At 33.1% G+C, this 19,043-nt stretch carries 20 protein-coding genes and 1 riboswitch; of the genes, 7 read left to right on the plus strand and 13 right to left on the minus strand.

Features of this window, described 5'->3' with window-relative positions; translation table 11 throughout:
- Positions 1 to 163: 163 nt before the first annotated feature.
- The 9 genes from dnaN to FOF46_RS15070 form a co-directional block, all read right to left on the minus strand.
- On the minus strand, positions 164 to 1,282 hold the full coding sequence (gene dnaN / locus FOF46_RS15030) for a DNA polymerase III subunit beta (protein ID WP_109438562.1): 1,119 nt from the start codon (positions 1,280 to 1,282) through the stop codon (positions 164 to 166).
- Between the two features lie 124 nt (positions 1,283 to 1,406).
- Positions 1,407 to 1,982, minus strand: coding sequence for a DUF1572 family protein (locus FOF46_RS15035; protein WP_143917025.1), 576 nt, complete (start codon positions 1,980 to 1,982; stop codon positions 1,407 to 1,409).
- A 117-nt stretch (positions 1,983 to 2,099) separates the two neighbouring features.
- Positions 2,100 to 3,131, minus strand: coding sequence for a FecCD family ABC transporter permease (locus tag FOF46_RS15040; RefSeq protein ID WP_109438564.1), 1,032 nt, complete (start codon positions 3,129 to 3,131; stop codon positions 2,100 to 2,102).
- A complete protein-coding gene (locus FOF46_RS15045; protein ID WP_143917026.1) occupies positions 3,132 to 4,271 on the minus strand; it encodes an ABC transporter substrate-binding protein in 1,140 nt (379 codons plus the stop codon).
- A gap of 132 nt (positions 4,272 to 4,403) precedes the next feature.
- On the minus strand, positions 4,404 to 4,922 hold the full coding sequence (cobC, locus tag FOF46_RS15050) for an alpha-ribazole phosphatase (RefSeq protein ID WP_109438566.1): 519 nt from the start codon (positions 4,920 to 4,922) through the stop codon (positions 4,404 to 4,406).
- Entirely contained in the window at positions 4,904 to 5,668 is a 765-nt protein-coding gene (locus tag FOF46_RS15055) for an adenosylcobinamide-GDP ribazoletransferase (protein ID WP_143917027.1), read from the minus strand. The genes cobC and FOF46_RS15055 overlap by 19 nt, the downstream gene beginning before the upstream one ends.
- Before the next feature lie 34 nt (positions 5,669 to 5,702).
- Complete coding sequence (locus FOF46_RS15060; protein ID WP_143917028.1) at positions 5,703 to 6,026, minus strand: hypothetical protein; 324 nt, start codon at positions 6,024 to 6,026, stop codon at positions 5,703 to 5,705.
- A gap of 66 nt (positions 6,027 to 6,092) precedes the next feature.
- Positions 6,093 to 7,130: a nicotinate-nucleotide--dimethylbenzimidazole phosphoribosyltransferase gene (gene cobT / locus FOF46_RS15065; RefSeq protein WP_143917029.1), complete on the minus strand. Its 1,038-nt coding sequence runs from the start codon at positions 7,128 to 7,130 to the stop codon at positions 6,093 to 6,095.
- Positions 7,131 to 7,142: 12 nt separating this feature from the next.
- Positions 7,143 to 7,655, minus strand: a complete 513-nt coding sequence (locus tag FOF46_RS15070) for a bifunctional adenosylcobinamide kinase/adenosylcobinamide-phosphate guanylyltransferase (RefSeq protein WP_143917030.1) — start codon at positions 7,653 to 7,655, stop codon at positions 7,143 to 7,145.
- A gap of 84 nt (positions 7,656 to 7,739) precedes the next feature.
- A riboswitch (cobalamin riboswitch) is annotated at positions 7,740 to 8,035 on the plus strand.
- Positions 8,036 to 8,116: 81 nt separating this feature from the next.
- On the opposite strand from FOF46_RS15070, the gene FOF46_RS15075 reads away from it, so the two are divergent.
- On the plus strand, positions 8,117 to 10,039 hold the full coding sequence (locus FOF46_RS15075; protein ID WP_143917031.1) for a TonB-dependent receptor plug domain-containing protein: 1,923 nt from the start codon (positions 8,117 to 8,119) through the stop codon (positions 10,037 to 10,039).
- Between the two features lie 72 nt (positions 10,040 to 10,111).
- Here FOF46_RS15075 and FOF46_RS15080 read toward each other — a convergent pair whose 3' ends face one another.
- The gene (locus FOF46_RS15080; RefSeq protein ID WP_143917032.1) at positions 10,112 to 11,524 is read right to left on the minus strand and encodes a S41 family peptidase; all 1,413 of its coding nucleotides are present in this window, start codon (positions 11,522 to 11,524) and stop codon (positions 10,112 to 10,114) included.
- 229 nt (positions 11,525 to 11,753) lie between these two features.
- Between FOF46_RS15080 and FOF46_RS15085 the strand changes: the two genes are divergently transcribed.
- From FOF46_RS15085 to FOF46_RS15100, 4 genes are all read left to right on the plus strand, one after another.
- Positions 11,754 to 12,263, plus strand: coding sequence for an RNA polymerase sigma factor (locus FOF46_RS15085; RefSeq protein WP_109438573.1), 510 nt, complete (start codon positions 11,754 to 11,756; stop codon positions 12,261 to 12,263).
- Positions 12,250 to 12,687: a hypothetical protein gene (locus FOF46_RS15090; RefSeq protein ID WP_143917033.1), complete on the plus strand. Its 438-nt coding sequence runs from the start codon at positions 12,250 to 12,252 to the stop codon at positions 12,685 to 12,687. Before FOF46_RS15085 ends, FOF46_RS15090 begins: the two co-directional genes overlap by 14 nt.
- 51 nt (positions 12,688 to 12,738) lie before the next feature.
- Positions 12,739 to 13,275 carry a DUF4252 domain-containing protein gene (locus tag FOF46_RS15095; RefSeq protein WP_109438575.1) on the plus strand — a complete coding sequence of 179 codons (537 nt, stop codon included), beginning with the start codon at positions 12,739 to 12,741 and terminating at the stop codon, positions 13,273 to 13,275.
- 149 nt (positions 13,276 to 13,424) lie between these two features.
- Entirely contained in the window at positions 13,425 to 13,928 is a 504-nt protein-coding gene (locus FOF46_RS15100; RefSeq protein WP_208746781.1) for a DUF4252 domain-containing protein, read from the plus strand.
- 77 nt (positions 13,929 to 14,005) lie between these two features.
- On the opposite strand, the gene purB is transcribed toward FOF46_RS15100, so the two are convergent.
- Positions 14,006 to 15,349 (minus strand): adenylosuccinate lyase, encoded by a 1,344-nt coding sequence (purB, locus tag FOF46_RS15105; RefSeq protein WP_143917035.1) that lies wholly within the window; start codon positions 15,347 to 15,349, stop codon positions 14,006 to 14,008.
- A 211-nt stretch (positions 15,350 to 15,560) separates the two neighbouring features.
- Positions 15,561 to 16,115 carry an adenylosuccinate lyase gene (locus FOF46_RS15110; RefSeq protein WP_143917036.1) on the minus strand — a complete coding sequence of 185 codons (555 nt, stop codon included), beginning with the start codon at positions 16,113 to 16,115 and terminating at the stop codon, positions 15,561 to 15,563.
- A gap of 179 nt (positions 16,116 to 16,294) precedes the next feature.
- Here FOF46_RS15110 and FOF46_RS15115 point away from each other — a divergent pair, with 179 nt between their 5' ends.
- Positions 16,295 to 16,831, plus strand: coding sequence for a heme-binding domain-containing protein (locus tag FOF46_RS15115; RefSeq protein WP_143917037.1), 537 nt, complete (start codon positions 16,295 to 16,297; stop codon positions 16,829 to 16,831).
- Between the two features lie 116 nt (positions 16,832 to 16,947).
- Here the strand turns inward: FOF46_RS15115 and FOF46_RS15120 are convergent, their stop codons facing one another.
- Positions 16,948 to 17,631 (minus strand): SIR2 family NAD-dependent protein deacylase, encoded by a 684-nt coding sequence (locus FOF46_RS15120; RefSeq protein ID WP_143917038.1) that lies wholly within the window; start codon positions 17,629 to 17,631, stop codon positions 16,948 to 16,950.
- A gap of 387 nt (positions 17,632 to 18,018) precedes the next feature.
- Here FOF46_RS15120 and FOF46_RS15125 point away from each other — a divergent pair, with 387 nt between their 5' ends.
- On the plus strand, positions 18,019 to 18,756 hold the full coding sequence (locus FOF46_RS15125; RefSeq protein WP_109438581.1) for a LytR/AlgR family response regulator transcription factor: 738 nt from the start codon (positions 18,019 to 18,021) through the stop codon (positions 18,754 to 18,756).
- Positions 18,757 to 19,043: the final 287 nt, after the last annotated feature.

A 19,043-nucleotide genomic window follows, 5' to 3' on the forward strand; every position in this document is an offset into this window, starting at 1 on the left:
TATATAAAAGATTGATTTTTATCTTTTTATTTTAAATAACCTTAACAGGGATTTTTTGTTATTGAATTATTATAATTGATCTTTATTTTTAAATTAAAATATAAAAAAATCCAACCACAATAATATGGTTGGATCTAAATATAATGGTTATTTAGCTAGTGTATTAGTTATTTAGCATTACAGGCATTACTAACATTGTTACATGTTCTCCTTCGTCTAATCCATCAATTGGAGTAAGGATTCCTGCACGGTTAGGAAGTGACATTTCAAGTTGTACTTCATCAGCATTAAGGTTATTCAACATTTCACTAAGAAAACGAGAATTGAATCCTATCTGCATATCGTCTCCTTGATAGTCACATGTTAAACGTTCTTCTGCTTTATTAGAGTAATCTATATCTTCTGCAGATACATTTAACTCTGCTCCAGCAATTTTTAAACGGATTTGATGTGTTGTTTTATTAGAGAAAATAGATACCCTACGAACTGAATTTAAGAACTGCGTTCTTGCAATTGTTAATTTGTTAGGGTTTTCTTTTGGAATAACAGCCTCATAGTTTGGATATTTTCCATCGATTAATCTACAAATTAATTGAGTCTCATCAAAAGTGAATTTTGCATTAGCCTCATTATATTCTATTAATACTTCTGTGTCACTACCAGCCAAAATTCCTTTTAATAAATTTAAAGGTTTTTTAGGCATAATAAACTCAGCAGATTGAGAAGCTTTGATATCTTCACGAGTATATTTAACTAATTTATGAGCATCTGTGGCTACAAAAGTGAGCCCTTCTGTCGAAAATTGAAAAAACACACCACTCATTACAGGTCTAAGATCATCGTTACCAGTGGCAAAAATAGTTTTGCTTACCGCAGTAGCGAGTACATCACCCAAAATATTAGTAGCACTAGGATCTTCTAATTCTACAGCTTTAGGGAATTCTTCACCATCTGCATAAGCCAATGCATATTTACCATGATTAGAACTAATTTCTATAGTGTTATTATCTGCCACAACAAAAGTTAATGGTTGCTCAGGAAAAGTTTTAAGGGTTTCCAATAATAATTTGGCAGGCACAGCAATGGTTCCCTGATCTGCAGATTCTACTTCTAATTTTGCAGACATTGTGGTCTCAAGATCAGATGCAGAAACCAATAATGAATTATTGTCTAATTCAAATAAGAAGTTATCTAAGATCGGTAAGGTATTGCTATTACTAATTACACCACCTAATACCTGCAGTTGCTTAAGTAAGTATGAACTAGATACTATGAATTTCATGTGTGATTTATTATGTACGGTTTTGGCAAATATAATCGTAATCTACAAGGATTTCGATATGCAGAAAACCATAGTTATTAACAAACCAATGGGAGTTATTGACTATTTTTATGAATTCCTAATTCTAATTTGTATCGTCCTCCATCAGCTTATCAGTGTAATGTGCTTTATGCTTGGGATTAGCAAATCGTTTTTCATTATATACCGAAGATTTTCCTTTTGGAATAGAGAGACTTTGCCATTGTTGTCCTGTAATCATTTTTCCTAAAAAAACAATTTGACCGATATGATACGAATAATGCGCTAATTGACGATTGATTGCTTCAGTGATACTGTGTTCTATATTTCGAACATAAATGGGTTGATCAAAATTATCGTCATTAATACTGTCCAAAGCTTCAAAAAGACATTTCCATCCATCATGCCATTTGATTAAAAGTTCTTCTTTTGTTTTAATGTCATTAACAAACTCAGCATCACGTTGCCTCCATTTTTTTTCGCCATCTTCTGTTAAAAAATTTGTCCAACGAGATTTCATATTCCCCCATAGATGTTTGACAATAATTGCAATACTATTACTATCATCATTATATTGCCAAAAAAGTTTTTCTTCTGGTAACTGTGCTATCGTCTTTTTGCCCAATGATTGATAATACTTAAATTGTTTTTGGATTCCTTCTAAGTATTCTGATGCATTCATTATTAGATGTTTTCTTATAAAAATACAACTTTATAGGATACTTATTTTATTTCAAATAAATATGATTTTTGAGTATCATTTTATACTAATGTTATTAGTACCTAAATATGAATAGTTTTAGAACAGCATTTTCCTTTTTCGAACCAATAGCCAGATCACTACAGGTGCCCCTATTAAGGAAGTGATAGCATTAATTGGTAAAGTGTATTCACTAGTTGGTAATTGAGCTATACTATCACAAACCAGCATAATAATGCTCCCAAGTAATACTACTGCCGGAATCAATGTTTTGTGATCTGAAGTATGAAATAATTGACGGGTAAGGTGCGGTACGGCTAAACCAATGAATGCAATTGGCCCTGCAAAAGCAGTGATGCTACCGGCTAGTAAACCTGTAGCTGCAATGATAAGAAAACGACTGGCTTTTATATTTAAACCAAGACTTCTCGCATAATTTTCACCTAATAGTAATGTGTTTAATGGTTTTATGGCGAGTATGGATAATAACATTCCTAAGATTGATATCCCAGAAAAAATAAGTAGATCATTCCAGGAAAGATTTCCGAGGCTACCAAATTCCCAGAAAACATATTGTTGTAATTGATCAGCAGGAGCAAAATAAGAAAGTACACTTACTATCGCAGAAGTAATGCTACCGAACATAAGTCCGATAATTAAAATAGCCATGGTATCTCTAACCCTTGCTGAGACCACCATAACGGCAAATAACACGAGTATACTTCCTAAACTGGAAGCAATAATTAATCCCCATTTTGAAGTTAAGAAAATAAATGTTGTTCCTCCTGCCAAAGCACTTCCCAAAATTAAAATAGCAACTCCAAGTGTTGCTCCAGAACTAATACCAAGAACAAAAGGTCCAGCCAACGGGTTTCTAAAAAGAGTTTGCATTAATAAGCCCGAAACTCCTAATCCACTACCTACAATAATTGCAGTAATCGCTTTTGGCAACCTATAATCAACAATAATATGCCTCCAGGATTCTTTATCAACAGGACCGTTAACCAAACTACTTAAGGTGTCTAGCCAGGGAATAAATACAGAACCCAGGCTGATGTTAGTAATAAAACAAACAATCAGGAGTAAAACAATACCAATAAAAACGCGCTTATATGATTTGTTGGGAATCAATTAATTAAGTTTTTCGAAAAAATAAGGTTCGTAATTGGTTAATACTTCAGGGTGTGCGATATGAATAATGTCTTTTAAAATTAAATCCGGACGCATTGGTCCTAATTCATAGTAAATAGATCCTCCTTTACTACCCATTTTTAATGTTGAAGAATATACGGTTTTATTTTTAAATGCATCAAATAATGCATATTGATGATTCTTTCCTTTGAGTTCTGATAGTGATTTAGAACTCCCTGATCGTATCCATAAATCGGCATGTTGACCTTTATCTAAAACACTTTCAAAACTTAACGTCAAACTTCCTGATTTATTGATATCTGACCACAAATAATTTGTGTTAGCATCTTTTAAAATCTTTGCAAAATAACTATTTCCGCCAGGAATATACCATACATCTTTAAACATACTACCGGATATAACAGTAGGTGCATGTGTTACATCTTGAGCAAGAGTTACGGCTTTATTGTAGTCTTTTTTAATTTTTTGAAATCGTTCTTCTGCAGCCGCTTCTTTTCCGAAGAATGCTGCTACAAATTTTATCCATTCTGCTCTGCCTAAAGGATGTTGCTCCATCCAGGAGCCATTCATGACTACAGGGATTCCGGTTTTTTGAATCAGATCATATGCTTTTGTATCTCCGGTGGCCGAAAATCCTATGATTAATTCTGGAGAGAGCTCAAGTACAACTTCAGTGTTTAGATTATATTCTTTGCCTAGTTCTTTAATAGTGCCATTATCTATCAAAGCACGGGTTTTTTCTGAAGAAATGTAATCAGAATGAGGAAATCCAACTAATTTTTGCTCAAGATTAAGATATTCTAACATCGGTACATCTGTAGTAGAAGTAACCACAACTCTTTCTATAGGGACTTCTACAAATACAGTATTTGCAGCTTTAAATGGTTTTTCTGTTCCTTTAGGATATAGAATATATGTTAGCTCTTCTTCTGCATCTGGCCAAGGAGTTGTAACCTTGATTTCTTTATAGTTTTCCTTATTTAAAATAGTAAATCCAGAAGCATATTCTAATGTTTGTGGCGCCAGATACATAACGGTAAGTGGCTTGGTTTCATCAGGTGCTTTTTTACAAGAAGATTGTAAGGTAACTACCAATATCAGAATAAGAATAGTACGCATAAAGATCGTTTTTGTAAAAATAATTAAATCAGAATAAGTATAAACCTAAAATATCTTTTAATTGAATGTTTATAATCTATACCATAATTCATTGAGAAATGTCTTAAACTGTTTCAAAAGATTACACCTAGTCTATATCACAACCACTTCTCCGTATGCTATTTTAATATCAAAAGAATCTTTAAGTTCAATGTTTCGTAAATACGCTAATAATGCTCGTATTGGACCAGCATGCGAGACAATAATATTTTTTGCATCAGAAGTAGTATCTAAAGAATTAAAGAATTCTACTACTCGTTTTTGAAGCATGATATAAGATTCGCCATTGGGAACAGTAACATTAACAAAATCATTCATCCATGGATCTAATACTTTACTATGGATAGAATCCCACAGTTTTAATTCCCAATCTCCAAAGTTTAATTCTTTTAATCGGTCATCAATAGTTATCTCTTTTTTAAAAGTTTCTGCTAATAACCTGCACCTTTGTAAAGGGCTACTATACACTTTAGAAACTTCAGAAATGGGTATCTTTTGATGTATTTTTTTTACTTCAGAAGGAAAGGAATCTGTAATACCAATATCACTTTGGCCATAACATATACCTTTTTCTATATTCGGAGTTGTATGTCTTACCAGATATATTTCCATAGAGCTATTATTGTGAGATAAAATACCACTTCACTTAGTTGTTGTACAGCACCGGCACAGTCTCCTGTTTGACCTCCAATCCATTTTTTGAACTTATATGCAAGAAACATTTTGGAGACATACATAGGGATCAATGTAAGAAATATCCATGGGTTTTTGAAAAAAAACAATGGAGCAATTCCAAAAATACTACTTATTATTAGCATAGAAATGGTCATGCTTTTTGCGGCTGGTTTAGCTTTACTGTCTTCTGTGTCTCGTACATAGGAATGGGTGAAAATTAAGGTTGTAGCAATAAACCGACTTAGACTATGTCCCGAGATAAGTATCAATGGGATATATGATGTATTGGTTTCTCTTAAGGCAGCAAATTTTACTCCAAGAATTAATAATAATCCAATAGTACCATAAGTTCCCAGTCGAGAATCTTTCATAATTAGAAGAATCTTTTCTTTGGTCCATCCACCGCCAAAACCATCACAAACATCTGCAAATCCATCTTCATGAAATGCTCCTGTAGCGTAAACAGTAGCGAATATGGATAATAATAATGAGATTTCTGTTGAGAAAAGAAAAGAAGCGCCATAATAAATCAAAGCACCAATGCTACCTACAATAATACCGATTAGAGGGAAGTATTTTGAACTAAGTCTTAAATATTGAGGGTCATGATTCACCCATTTTGGACAAGGAATACGCGTAAAAAACATTAATGCTGTGAAGAAAATATAGATTTCTTTTTTCATGATAGCTATTGTTTTTTTATTCTGAAATTGGAGTTTATGGATTAACAGGTGTTTTAAAACGAAGATAGTATTCGCAAAGCGGAAGAAATGAAATAATGATAACAATAATTGATAAGGTAATACCAGTTATTGCAATCTTCTTTTTATTTTTCATTGAAATTACGCCTAAATAAAGCCCCAATAAACCAATACTAACTGTCATAATTTTATAAACATTACCAAATGTATGTAATGAGAATTCTGAAACATTTGTTGTATCTGAAGATAAAATAATAGTTTCACAAATACCACGATTAAACCAGTATACAAAATAGATTCCCATCGTAGCAACAATAACAGATAATATCCCTTTTTTCATTACGCTAAATTAATTCGATCATTTTGCTGTTAGGTTTTTTCTGGATCGTTTTTGATAGAAAATATGTTATTCATTACCAGAAACCCCTGCACTCTCAAAACTAGCCATGTTATTTAAAAAAGCTACAGCCGATTTGATGATAGGATAAGCAACCGCCGCTCCAGTTCCTTCTCCTAATCGCATATCGAGATTAAGTATGGGTTCTTTTTGTAAGAATTCAAGCATTTTTTTATGCCCCTGTTCTCCCGAGGTGTGTGTAAATATGCAATAATCCAAAACCTCGGGATGTATATCATAAGCAGCAAGAAATGCAGCTGTTACTATAAAACCATCGATCATTATTGTCATTTTGAGTTCTGCAGATTTTAAAATGGCACCAACAATCATAGCAATTTCGAACCCCCCAAAAGCTGCTAATGCTTCAAGAGGAGAAGAAGGTGTATATTCTTGGTAAACTTTAGATAAAATTTGTTGTTTGATTTTAATAGCTGAAGTGTCCAGCCCTGTTCCAGAACCTACACATTCTGTCACTGGAATCTCTGTGAAATATGACATCAATAATGAAGCGGAAGATGTATTTCCGATTCCCATTTCGCCAAAACCAATACTATTACATCCAGTAGCATGAGTATCTATGACAATATCAGCGCCTTTTTGTATCGCCAGACTGCATTGTTCTGCGTTCATAGCGGGTTTGTCTTGGTAATTTTTGGTTCCAAAATCAATTTTAGCATCAATTAATCCAGGAGTAACTCCAAAATCGTGATTTACTCCCGCATCTACGATTTTAAGATCGATATTATTTTGTTTACAAAATACATTAATGGCAGCACCTTGGTTTAAGAAATTATAAACCATTTGTGCAGTAACTTCTTGTGGATATGGATTAACTTCACCTTTCTCAGCAATACCATGATCCCCAGCAAAAACAACAATTGTAGGGTTTTTTAAACTAGGTTGATCTGTATTTTGAATCATACCTATTTGTAAAGCTATTGTTTCCAGTGTTCCCAATGCGCCAATAGGTTTTGTTTTGGTATTAATTTTATTTTGCAGTATTGCTTCAAGGTTGTTATTGAAGATAGGTTTTATATCAAAATTCATAGTATATTTAAGTTATTTAGAACCTTTAATTTCGACTGGAATCCCCGAAACCATTAATATGGCTTTATCTGCATGTTTGGCAATATGTTGATTCATCCAACCTTGCAGTTCTGTGAATTTTCTGCCAACTTCGGTTGTGGCATGAACCCCCATTCCTATTTCGTTAGAAATAATGAGTATTGTGGCTTCAATTTTTAAAAGCTTATCAAATTCTGCTTTTGCTTGTGCTAGAGATAATTCGATATTATTTTCTGTATCCACAAAAAAATTGGTAAGCCATAAAGTTACGCAATCAATAACCACGACACTAGAACTTTGAATTACTTTAGAGAGTTCTTTTTCTTCTTCAATGGAGATCCAACGTTCATCCCGATCTGCTACATGTCGATCTATACGTTGGCGATGATTGTCATCCCAAATACGAGATGTAGCTAGGTAATGCGGATTGTGAGATAACTGTAACGCCAGGTTTTGGGCATAGTTGCTTTTACCAGAACGTTCTCCTCCTGTAATGTAATATAGCATTGTTAAAATTGGTTTTTAAGAAGGCAAAGGTAGGTGAATACATATTTATTCGCTAAAGTAATCCGAAATTCCAGAAAATATAATACTTTCGCCCAGAATTCTGGTTCTGATACTCTATTCAAAGAGTTGAAGATTAAAAGGGAATCAGGTGCATTAATTCTGATTTTAGAGTTAATAATTCCTGAGCTGTTCCCGCAACTGTAAACTTTGTCCTTTAAAAAAGGATGCTTGTTGTTAATTCTTTATAAACCACTGCTTGTGCCGAATTTGTTTCGGCATCTTTTGAATCAATTTAAAAGAAACTGAAACGAGTTCAGTTCAAACGGGAAGGTAAACAACAAGACGTGAGTCAGGAGACCTGCCTTTATTCAGCATAAATCAAACTTTCGGGACAAAGGTTTGGGTATGGGTAAACTACATACTTTTTTCCGGTTATTGTAAAAAAATAAAGTATTTAAGTAATGAACAAAAAAATGTTTTTTGGAGCAGCATTTCTATTGCTGGGGTCCTATTTTGCAATTGGACAAGAAATTCAAGAAGACGAAAAGGTAAACGAATTGGAAGAGGTTTTTATTTCTGATTCTAAATTTGGTTTAAAAAGAGAGCAAATTGGTAAGGTGATTACCAAAATTACTGCCGAAGAATTAGAACGCAGTCAAGGGCAATCTGTGGCTACAATACTTAGCAGGGCTGCAGGAGTAATAATTAATGGTAATGGGAGCGCAGCAGGTCAGGAACGAGGAGTTTCGGTTCGTGGAGGACGAAATCGTCAAGTAGTGATTAGAGTTGATGGGATAACAGTTAGTGATCCTTCGGCTATATCAGGAGATTTTGATTTAAGGTTATTATCAGTCAATCAAATACAAGAAATAGAAATTCTTAAAGGAGCCTCAAGTACTTTATATGGCTCTGGTGCATCAGCTGCAGTGATCAATATCATAACAAAAACAGAAAGTAAGAAAAAGATTTCTGCAAATTTTCAATCAAGTATCGGTACAAATCAATCTCAAGATGATCAGGATTATGATATCAATGATTTTGTGAATTTAGCTTCTGTTAATGGAACAGTTGGTAAGGTCAACTATTTGGCAAGTTTGAGTAATCAATTTACAGATGGATTATCGGCTGCAGAAGCAGAAGGAGCAGAAAGTGATGCGTTTTCAAAGTTTAATGTATATGCAAAATTAGGGTATAAGTGGGATGATAATTTTAAGTTTCATTTTTTTGGGAATTTAGATCAATATAAAAATGATTTTGATGCAGCTGCAGGAATAGATGGTGACAATCAATTCGAGAGTCAACAGCTACGAGCTGGATCTTTCTGGGAATTCAAGTACCCTAATGGTAGTTTTACATTTACGAACAGTATAGCAACACTGGAAAGAGATCTTACTGCATCTGGTTTCCCATCAAAATATGAGAGCGATGTATTTACTTTTGATGCATATAATAAATATAACTTTAATAACACTCTATATACTGTGGTGGGGGTAAATGGGTCATATAGTGATTTTAATCTTTTAAGTATTCCTTTTGGGAGTTCTGGTTTAGAAGAAACGATAAGTGATAATGAAGCAGAATTTGATATTATTGATCCTTATATTAATGTTGTGTACACTTCTGAGTTTGGTTTGAATGTTAATGCGGGTGCAAGACTAAATATTCATAGCGTCTATGGTAATGAGATGGTATATAATGTGAACCCTTCATATACGTATAAATTTGGTGATAATTATATTAAAGCATTGTCTTCATATAGCACAGCTTATATTACCCCGTCTTTGTTTCAGTTGTATGATGTTGCATTTTTGAGTGGTAATCCTGATTTATCACCAGAAGAAAGTACTACTATCGAAGGAGGTGTAGAATTATCGCACGAGAATAGAGCCAGAGTGAGTGTAGTTTATTTTAATCGCGAATCAGAGAATTTTATCACTTTTGATCCTACTACTTTTGTAAATATTAACTCTGTTGATGATATTAAAGTAGATGGGGTAGAAGTAGAAATATCGGCAAAAACAGTAGAGGATAAATTATCTGTAAATGCTAATTATACGTATACCAATATTGATAAATTAGATGATAATATTCGAATTCCTGAGCATATGGTTAATGCAAGTGTTGGATATCAGTTAAATAAAAAGACTTATACTTCAATACGTTATCAATATAATACAGAAAGATCGGATACTGATTTTGCTACGTTTACTCCTGTTACTTTAAAAGAGTTTGGGCTGTTAGATTTTTATATTAGTCACAAATTGATGAATAATTTGACCGTATATGCAGCAATGAATAATATTACTAATGAAGATTACCAAGAAGTTTTTGGATTTAGCACAAGAGGAAGAAATGCCAGAATAGGATTTGATTTAAAATTTTAAAAATAAATTAAGAATCCATAAAAAAAGCTCTCAATCTAGATTGAGAGCTTTTTTTTAATTTAAAAATAAATATTATTCTGTTTTAGACAAATCTATATCTCGATACATGCGTTCATAATTAGCATCATACATATTACTATTTCCAACGCTTTCTAATCGAATACTATGATAGCTTTTTGCACTTCTTGTTCCTAATATATTATCCAGGGCAGCTTTTAATAATGGCTCATTTTCATTACCCAAAGTTCCTAAATTAGTAAAATCTTCTTCAATTTCTATCTCTGGAGTAAAGCCATCAAAATAATCTGTAAAACCTACAGAATTAATTGATTTAAGGACTAAGGGTTGCATAGCATATGTATGTCCGGGATCGGCACCTTGTCGTCCAAAATTGTCTGAATCATATAGTGTGATAGAAGCCTGAAACTTTCCTCTAGAGGTAGATCCAACTTGTACTACATTAATATAAGGATCAAGACCATTAATAACTAACTCACTTGCAGAAGCAGAACTTCTGGTTGTTAAAATATATACTCTAGTCAAATTAAGATTATTAATAGCTTCTCCTGTACGTATTTGATTATCAAAACGATTAACACTGCCAAATTGATCCTGTCGATCTGCGTTCCATTCCTCTGTGGTAAAGATCTCACCATTAAATTGTCCGGTAATCATGCTAGAGAGATCAATGGCACTTGCCACAGATCCACCACCGTTGTAACGTAAATCTAATACCAAATCAGTAATTCCATCGGCAGAAAACTGTGCAAAAGCAGCGTTGAGTTGTGTGTCAAAATCTGCAGTAAAAGCATTATACATAAGATATCCTACCGGGCTACCACCCACATCTATTGTATTTGCAATAAAAACAGGATTCTCGGTATATTGAACCTTAGTAAGAGAAACAGAAGTACTTGTTGGGGTTATATCAGTTCCATCATAAGTTGCTAACCCAATAGTATAGGTATCGGGATCCAATAATTCTCTAAAGTTACTTCTGGTGAGTTGAGTACCATTTACAGTATTAAAGACATCACCTCGTTTTAATCCTTTTGTTTCAGCATCAGTACCAGGAAGGATATAACGCACATATCCGAAAACATTGTTAGAGTCATTTGGATAACCCACCAAACCGAATTCCATACCATTATTCCTTGTGATACCATCAAACGCTTGTTCTAATGCTACATAATCATCAACCAGAAAACTAAAATCATCTACATTAGATTGCAATGCATCAAAAATAGCTTGCGGAGAAGAAAACCCTTGTAAGAATTGAGTAAAGTCTTGATTAGAAGGAAAGCGATTATCTGCCAAATCAGGAACATCTGCTTTATACAAATAAAAGACATTCATGCCTTTCCAAATATAATCATTGATTTCTAAGGTGCTGGATACTTGCTGTACATCATCATTGTCATCAAAACATCCTGTAAGTACATTTCCGAAGAGTAATAATAGAGCAAAATATTTTAGGTACTTCATGTATTTCCTATTTTTTTGTTTTTTGTGTCAAATACAAAATCACAATAATCATTCCGATTACAGTAGACATATACTAAGGAATGATATATTACATTTGGATCTGATACAGTATATAAGCGTTAAATGTAACGACTTTATTATAATTTTAAAAAAGAATGTAACAAATTACATACATAGTCGTCTCCCTAATATAAAGCTGACAAAGTTTTATACAAACCAAACCACCAAAATGAGAGAAGGAGCATTTATAACGCTTACAAACGGATTTAAGGATAAACTTTTTAGGTTAGCCAAGCGTTTACTTGTAAGCAATGAAGAAGCAGAAGATGCTACACAAGAAGTATTGCTGAAACTGTGGAAGAATAAAAGTAAAATGGCTGAATATAAAAATGTAGAAGCTTTTGCCATGACAATGACCAAAAATTATTGTTATGATAAACTTAAGGCCAAAGAAACCGGAAACCTGAAGATTGTTCATAGTAATTATAAAGATGAGCAACCTTCGTTACAAAGACAAGTAGAAGCTAGAGATAGTCTCGATTGGGTTGGTAAGATTATGGATAATCTGCCAGAACAACAAAGAATGATTATTCAGCTTAGAGATATAGAACAATACAATAATCCAGAAATAGCAGAAATGCTAGGAATTAATGAAACGGCAGTGAGAGTTGCCTTATCAAGAGGAAGAAAAAAAATTAGAGAAGCATTATTAAAAAAACACAATTATGGAGTTGTCTAACATAGAAAAATTATTAGAAAAGTATTTTGAAGGCGAAACGACCATTTCTGAAGAAAAAGAATTAAAGGTTTATTTTACCAGAGAAACTGTGCCGGCGCACCTGGAGAGATACAAAGATCTATTTCAATTTTTTTCTCAGGAGAGTACCATAACCGCTACTAAGGATCTAAAACTAAACACCCGAAGAAAAACCAGGTATGCCTGGGTTGGTGTAGCCGCATCCGTAGCTTTGATTGCAGGAATATTTTTAACAAATCAGCCAACAAAGCCGGATAAAAACTTAGGAACGTATGAAGATCCAGAAATAGCATTACAGGAAACCAAAAAAATCCTCAATATGGTTTCACAATATATGAATGAGGGTAAACAGGAATTAGTGTACCTGAAAGAATTTGAAAACACTAAAAATAAATTTATAAAATAAAAACAACAACAATCTCGAATGACATCGGGTTAATAATTTAAATTAAGTGATATGAAAAAGTTAGCAATTATATTAGTACTGGCTGTTTTACCATATGTATCGAACGCACAAAGTAATTTTGATAAGTACGAAAACATGAAAGATGTAACCTCTATGGTTATGACAAGTAAGATGTTTAAACTGCTTAGCAAAATTGATTTTGAAAGCTCAGATAAAGAAACACAGCAATATCTTAATCTGGTAGAAAATATTAATAATATCAAAGTATTTGTTACTGATAATAAAGAAGTAAGCCAAAAAATGAGAAGTGATGTTGATAGTTACCTTAAAAATTCTTCTCTGGATGAGTTAATGCGAGTAAAGAGTGATGATGGCGAAAACATTAAGTTTTATGTAAAACCAGGAAGCAGTGAGGATTATGTAAAAGAATTGTTCATGTATCTGGAAGGAAATGATAATCATGACGGGCCAGGAACTGTTATACTTACTATTACGGGTAATATAGATCTAAAGCAAGTATCTAAACTGGCAAATGATCTTAATATTCCTGGCGGAAAAGAATTGAAAAAAGTGAAGAAAGGAAACTAATCAGGTTTTAATAATATAATGATCATATTACTTCTAGTTGAATGATTAGAAGTAATATGATTAAACATCAATCAAAACAATCAACCAAAAAAATCAAAGAAATGAAAAATGTATTTAAAATTTTAGGGATAGTTTGCATATCGCTGCTTATGAGTTGTAATAGCGAACCATCACTACAGAAGTATTTTGTGGATCACCAGGGAGATGTAGATTTTATTGCAGTGGATGTACCTTCTAGTCTTTTGGATAAAGAAACGGTAGAGCTTAATGAAGAGGAGAAGGAAGCACTGGAGAGTATTAAAAAAGTAAACTTTTTGGCATTACCACTTAATGATAATAATGAAATAAGGTTTGAAGAAGAAAGTGTAGCTATAAATAAGATTCTTAGTTCTGAGAAGTATGAAACGTTAATGCGATTTGGGTCAAACGGAGCTAAAGTAGTATTAAAGTACCAGGGAGAAGAAGATGATATTGATGAGGTAATCGTTTTTGCTACAGATCAGAAAAAAGGATTAGCATTAATACGTGTATTAGGAGATAATATGAGACCAGAAAAAATGGTTAAACTAGCACAATCTGTAGAAAAAGGTAAAATTGATCTTGATGCATTCAAAATGATAGGAGAAACTATCAGTGATAACATTGGTGATTAATACATAGTTATGTTATACAAAAAAGCGTTGATATAAATAATATCAACGCTTTTTTTATTATTATATCTAATCACAGATTATATCCCGGTATAATTTGAAGGCGTAATCTGTTTTAATTCTGTTTTTATCGTATCAGAAACATCAAGGGTTTCAATAAATTCTGCAATAGAATTTTGATTGATCTTTTCATTGGTTCGAGTAAGCCCTTTTAAAGCTTCATATGGATTAGGATAGGCTTCCCTTCTTAGTATGGTTTGTATAGCTTCTGCGACTACAGCCCAATTGTTTTCAAGATCTTCGGCAAATTTTTCTTCATTTAAAAGAAGCTTGTTTAATCCTTTTAAAGTAGCCTGAAAAGCAATGACTGTATGTCCAAAAGGAACCCCTACGTTTCTTAGTACAGTACTATCAGTAAGATCACGTTGCAATCGACTTACGGGTAATTTTGCAGCAAGATGCTCAAACAATGCATTTGCGATCCCCAGATTACCTTCACTATTTTCAAAATCGATTGGATTTACTTTATGTGGCATAGCAGAAGATCCTACTTCTCCTTTTTTGATTTTTTGTTTAAAATAATCCATAGATACATACGTCCAGATGTCACGATCAAGATCTAATATAATCGTATTGATTCGTTTGAGACCATCAAATAAAGCAGCCATATGGTCATAGTGCTCAATTTGTGTTGTTGGAAACGAGTGGTGTAGTCCTAATTTCTCTTGTACAAATCGAGTACCAAACGCTTTCCAGTCAATATCTGGATAGGCTACTTTGTGAGCATTATAGTTTCCTGTAGCACCACCAAATTTTGCAGCACTCGGTATATCATTCAATAAATCAAACTGTGCTTCTAATCGCGTTACATATACCTGAAACTCTTTACCTAAACGGGTAGGAGAGGCTGGTTGCCCATGTGTACGAGCTAACATAGATATTTCTGACCATTCACCAACCAAAGATGTTAGTTTGTCTTTTAATTCTAAGTATTGCGGAATATATACTGTTCCTATGGCTTCCTTAATACTTAACGGAATAGCAGTGTTATTAATATCTTGCGATGTTAATCCAAAATGAATAAATTCTTTGTATTGTTGTAATCCAAGAGCATCAAATTTTTCTTTGATAAAATACTCAACCGCCTTTACATCATGATTGGTTACTTTTTCAATATCTTTTATAGCCTGCGCATCTGCTGTAGAAAAAGAAGTATAGATTTCTCTCAGTTTACCAAAAACAGAAGTGTCTATATCTTGTAATTGTGGTAATGGAATTTCACATAAAGCAATAAAATATTCTACTTCTACAAGCACTCGATACTTAATTAAAGCCTCTTCACTAAAAAATGGACTAAGGGATGCAGTTTTTGAAGCATAACGACCATCTATAGGAGAGATAGCTTGTAAAGGAAATACAGACATAATTTTCTTTTTTTGAAGCTGCAAAGATAAAGTTTATGTTTTGATTTTTGATTTACGATTTACAATTTTTTGAGAAGCCAGAAATTGAAGTTTTAAAGTCAAGAGCAAAAGGTCTATCAGAAAGATATTGCAGAGATAAAGCTTAGATCTCTCCCGACTTCTGTCTTCTAACACCTAACTCCTGTCTTTTGTCTTGTGACTTCCGTCTTAACTACAACAACTTCTTTAATATCATTCTAGATCTGGCTTGATATGCTGCACTTCCTTCATGATAATTATTTTCCAAAATGATTTTAAGTTCGGGGTGAATCCAGTCAAATTCTTTACCTAATAAATATAGAGAAGTCATAGCATATGCTTTTGGGGCAACTTTTTGATCTGTGATCAGCCAATCAAAACAAATCTCTGTAATTTTTTCTCTATGCGATTCAGTTAAAAATTTTTGTACAGGAGTATTTTTCTTTTGGTAGTATGCTACAATAAGATATTCAAATATTTTAGCCATAGGTCGCACTGCAGGGTGCTGATGTACTTTAGGAACAAGGACCATAAGTTGATCGAGATATGGTAAAACCTCTTTTAGATTTTGCTTGCACAAAAACTCTAATCCCCAGGAGGCTCTACAAGAAATTTCATCATCAACCCGAGCACAAATCGTTAATAGTTCTGGTAATAATTCTGGATGATCAAGAATCAAATATGCAAAATATTTCCTTTTTTCTCGTGAGTGATTAATAGTATTTAATACATTTTCAAGGGATATCATAAGGCAGTATACATAATACTAAACAGTGTTGTGATTAAGGTAAAAAATAGGTCTTTGCAGTAAATATTCAAAAGTAAATAAATAATAATTAGGTGTTAAAATCGTTATCTCTATCAATTACAGGTGATTATGATGTGTGTCAGGTTGTATTATCAATAATTTCATTAAAAAATAACACAATGATCAAAAGAATATTTTTACTATTATTTTTTGTTTTGGTGATTTCTCAGTTTTTAAGACCAGATAAAAACCAGGGCAGTTATGATAGCATAGCAACATTCGAAGCTGCTGCAGAAGCTCCTGTTGAGGTAAAGACCATTTTACAAAGTAATTGTTATGATTGTCATAGTAATACTACCAGATATCCATGGTTTATGGAAGTAAGCCCTATTACGCATTGGATGTCCTATCAGATTGATGAGGGAAAAGAACATTTTAATGTATCAGAATGGGACTCCTATACAGATAAACAAAAAGATCACAAGCTAGAGGAATTTATAGAGATGATAGAGAAAAAAGAAATGCCTTTAAAGCCTTATACCTGGATTCATGGAGAACTATCTGGTCAGGATGCAGAAACCTTAGTGAATTGGGCAAAAGTTGTTCGCTCTGGGATAGGAAAAACAGAGGAAACTCCACAAACCAAAGAAGGAGATTCGTTACCCATAAAAGAATCTGATACTACAGCGATAGAAGAAGTAACTGCAGAGGAGTAGTGTTCTATAATCGTATTTTTGTCATTCCAGCGAAGGCTGGAATCCATTTAGGTACAAAAGGTATAGATTCCAGCTTTCGTTGGAATGACATCAATGATATCTATCTATGTATATTGTTAATTTTGTTGTAACAACTCTTCTACTACTTTAGGAACACCAGTCGTAGCATTCTCTGATAGTATAGTTAGGTTAGGTTGAGGTGAAATTGATGGTTTTGGGTCAATAAAATAAACAGGTGTTTGATGCTTGGCATATTGCAGTAATCCTGCAGCAGGATATACTTGCATCGATGTACCAATAATAAGTAGTATATCTGCTTTTTCTGTAATCTCGATAGCGACATCCATCATAGGTACTGCTTCTCCAAACCATACAATATGAGGGCGTAGTTGAGAGTTATGTTCACAATGATCTCCAAGGTATAAATCCTTCTCCCAGTCTAAAACCAGTTGTTCATCAAACTGGCTTCTTACTTTTAATAACTCACCGTGCAAATGGATAATATGACTGCTACCAGCACGCTCGTGCAGATCATCTACATTTTGAGTAATTATGGATACATTGTATTGCTTTTCTAGTTCAACAAGAGACAAATGACCCATATTAGGAGCTACAGTATGGAGTTGACTACGTCTTTTATTGTAAAAATCTAATACCAGTTCTGGATTATTCCTCCACCCAATAGGAGATGCAACCTCCATAATATCATGCCCTTCCCATAGACCATTGGCATCTCTAAACGTGTTTATACCACTTTCTGCACTAATTCCCGCTCCGGTAAGAACCACTATATTTTTCATTGTATTTTCTTCTAAAACTAGGTGTAAAACTATTTAAAATAATTGAGTGACAAAGGAGAACAGATATAGATTTTTATGATTTGTACAATATAAAGTCATAGTCTTAAGTTATTATTAGGACTTTTTTAACCCAAATAAGTTGTTTTTGACATTTTTTTATAAAATGACATACTTATCTCCAGATGAACTCGTTATGTGTTTTAGTGCATTTTCATCGATTAAATGTAAATATTAAACGATGATTAACACAATGTTAGCTCTTGTGGCTAGCGGGTTTCCGCAATAATATTACGGTTTTACCGTACGGAAAAAATAGCCAAATGAACTATCTTGTAATTATGATAATTTGATGTTTATAACCAACTCTAATTTTTTAACTCATACCCTATGAAATATCCTTATGTAATTATTGACAATGATCAAAAAATTGCAGATTCTATTCAAATTTCTTTAGAAGACCAACCAGATTATATCTGTACAGGAATCGCTAAAGATGAGCATGATGCGTTGGATTTAATTTTAGAGAGAAGACCTCGGATTGTTTTTTTAGAACCAGAAGTACCAGGAATACATTGTGATAAAACACAATATAACCTGATGACAGAACTTGCTAAGTATATGTCTAGGCTACCAGAGTTTATTGTAATTACCAAAACATCAGATTATGCAATAGAAGGAATACGCAATAGAATTCTGGACTATATCCTTAAACCATTTAATAAAGGGCAAATTAATAGAACATTAATGCGATTTGTAAAAGACTTTGATCAGGTAGAAGATAATACCTTATGTTTTAAATCCTATGGAGACTATAGATTTGTAGATGTTGATGAAATATTATACCTCAAAGCAGATAATAATACTACTGATTTTATGATGAGCAATGGTAACAAGGTAGAAGCATTTAAAACCTTAAAACATTTCCAGCATCTGTTACCTGACCATTTTGTTAGAATTCATAATAGTTATATTATCAATACGCACTATGTGTCAAGAATTCATTTTGGAAAAGCCAAATGCGCTATAAAAAATACAGACGATTTAATCCCATTCTCCAAATCATATAAAAACAATGTAGAGGAGATTAAAGATACTTTAGCCAAAAAAAGTCTAATTTATATATAAGATTTTATAGGTTTATACTACTATAGAAACCCGATAAACATATAACGTTTATCGGGTTTTTTGTATAAAAACAATGGGTTTTTAGGTTGTCATATTCTTAGTACTTCCTTTCCTACAAATAGGGGTATTGTTAAAAATCCGTCCATCTACTCGTATAATCGGTCAATGTACTTCTAATAGAGGCCAAACTACTAAAGACACCTTAATATATTGGGCGCGAGGAGGGAATACAACTACATTTGTAGTGTACAATTAGAGATACAAAAACAAATAAAAATTAAATAGAG

Source organism: Aquimarina algiphila (assembly GCF_007489275.1).
In the GTDB taxonomy this organism is placed as follows: domain Bacteria; phylum Bacteroidota; class Bacteroidia; order Flavobacteriales; family Flavobacteriaceae; genus Aquimarina; species Aquimarina algiphila.